Origin of the sequence: Fulvivirga sp. (genome assembly GCF_040220315.1) — a bacterium.
Classification (GTDB): domain Bacteria; phylum Bacteroidota; class Bacteroidia; order Cytophagales; family Cyclobacteriaceae; genus Fulvivirga.
Genome location: NZ_JAVJUY010000311.1, coordinates 1 through 1,834 on the forward strand (window position 1 = coordinate 1; position 1,834 = coordinate 1,834).

Annotated in this window: 4 protein-coding genes; 1 reads left to right on the plus strand and 3 read right to left on the minus strand. The window is 39.6% G+C overall.

The features are described from left to right. On the plus strand, positions 1-395 hold a 395-nt coding region (locus RLO81_RS15670), incomplete at its 5' end, for an oxidoreductase dimerization domain-containing protein (RefSeq protein WP_502880464.1). A gap of 22 nt (positions 396-417) precedes the next feature. Here the strand turns inward: RLO81_RS15670 and RLO81_RS15675 are convergent. From RLO81_RS15675 to RLO81_RS15685, 3 genes are all read right to left on the minus strand, one after another. Next, positions 418-636 (minus strand): hypothetical protein, encoded by a 219-nt coding sequence (locus tag RLO81_RS15675; protein WP_350113695.1) that lies wholly within the window; start codon positions 634-636, stop codon positions 418-420. A gap of 18 nt (positions 637-654) precedes the next feature. Further along, the gene (locus tag RLO81_RS15680; RefSeq protein WP_350113698.1) at positions 655-1,464 is read right to left on the minus strand and encodes a DUF4917 family protein; all 810 of its coding nucleotides are present in this window, start codon (positions 1,462-1,464) and stop codon (positions 655-657) included. Positions 1,465-1,595: 131 nt separating this feature from the next. Next, positions 1,596-1,834: SpoIIAA family protein (locus RLO81_RS15685; RefSeq protein WP_350113701.1), on the minus strand; the 239-nt coding region annotated here is incomplete at its 5' end.

Here is a 1,834-nt window from a genome sequence, read left to right on the forward strand (position 1 = left end):
TACTGGCACGACGCTTGTACGGAGGCCAGGATGGCGAAGTGGATTACAACGATATCCCGACCTGCGTCTTCAGCCAACCGAACCTGGGCACCGTGGGATTAACGGAAGAAGAAGCACGGACACTTTACGGTGATGTCGATATCTACAAGTCGAAATTTACACCGATGAAGCTGTCACTCACCGAAAGTGATGAAAAAACCTTCATGAAAATGATCGTGGACAGGAAAACCGACCGGGTCGTAGGTGTTCACATGCTTGGCCCCGATGCCGGCGAGATCATCCAGGGTATTGGTATTGCAATTAAGGCCGGTGCGACCAAGAAGGTGTTTGATTCAACGATTGGTATACATCCAACTGCGGCGGAAGAGTTTGTGACGATGAGGGAGCCAAGTTAGATTTAATTAGTTTGAAGTTTCGCTAAACATTCCATACATTTACTGACTTTGCATCATATATATGCACCTTACATTTAAACTTATGACTAATTTCTTCAATATGTTTTAAATCTTCATCAGAATATACACCAATATATATACTCCACAGTTTATTCGGTACTTTTCTCCCATCTTTTGCAGCTCGATTAATTGCCTCAATGATATGCTCATCATATTCTCCAAAATTGAAACCAAATGTCACCAAGCTTCCTTCAATGTTTCATAAATTATCGTAGCACCATGATAGATAATGGTTATGCATAATATGAGAAAGTTTTTCTCTGCCATTACCTGCGGTTACGAAAACAGGGTATGCTCCGGCATCCATTCTTGAACCAATATTCTCTAATAAATAATTAACTCCATCATACTCTTCTTTAATAATTTCTACACCCGTATCAAAAAAAGGAAGCGCACCATGCAAATAAAATATATTTTGCTCGGATTTATGTTTTCCCCATATCAATTCAGACCAATCTTGTTCTTCTCCTTTTTCCACTTCTTCTGCATTCAAAAGATCACGACCAAAGCCATCAATATGGTTAACTATTCTGGTTCTTAACAAGACCCAATAAAGTAATAAATCATAGTTTGTCGAAAAAACATTTCCTCCTGTATTGATAAATGTATTCAGAAAATTTGAACATGCTTCGCTATTTTTTTCAGGTATCTTAAATACGTGCTCTGGGTGTAGGGCTTTAACCGCATCTAGCAAGCTTGATTTTAGTTTAGCGCTTGCAGCATCTACTTTTTCTTTTAATGCCTTATCTGCACCAAAAACACTTATCAAAGTTGAGAAGCTGTCTAATTGTTGCATGATAATCTCAAAGTTCTTAGTTTCAATAACACCTAATATTTTCGATAAATCTTCATCTTTCAGGTTCGTTATAAAATCATGCAATGCATTATATGAAAAAATCTTAGGATCATAAGCCATACTAAAACCATTCCCGAGATAAAGATGAAATTGACGCTTACCCCTATTTTTTTTAATAGCGCTAAGAACATCATCAAAGGTTTCTAGTGCCATAACTTCTCTCCATACTAAACGGCTTATATTTAACTTAGTATTGAGGACTGAACGTTCGAATCGCTTCCTACAACCCTCTCACACACGTAGTTTCCTCGCGGCAATACTGAAATTCAATGGTTGCGGAACAATTACGCGCATCCATCCTCATCGATCCATTGCTTTGCCTGTTCCAGTTCGTCGTAGGAAAAAACCTTGATTTCAGCCGCGATGAAATGACTGGCTATTTGCTCGGCGAATTCGCCAATGATGGAGTCTGTGACAAGGGCCACGTGGGTGACTTTCTGGTGGTGGTCCTTGACGAAATTCAGATGGGAGAACATGGCGGTGAAGGAATCCCAGCCGGGGAACGATTGCGTGTGAATGATTA

Coding starts and splice junctions, on each gene's coding strand:
- RLO81_RS15680 (WP_350113698.1), bottom strand. CDS start 1,464: ATGGCACTAGAAACCTTTGATGATGTTCTTAGCGCTATTAAAAAAAAT.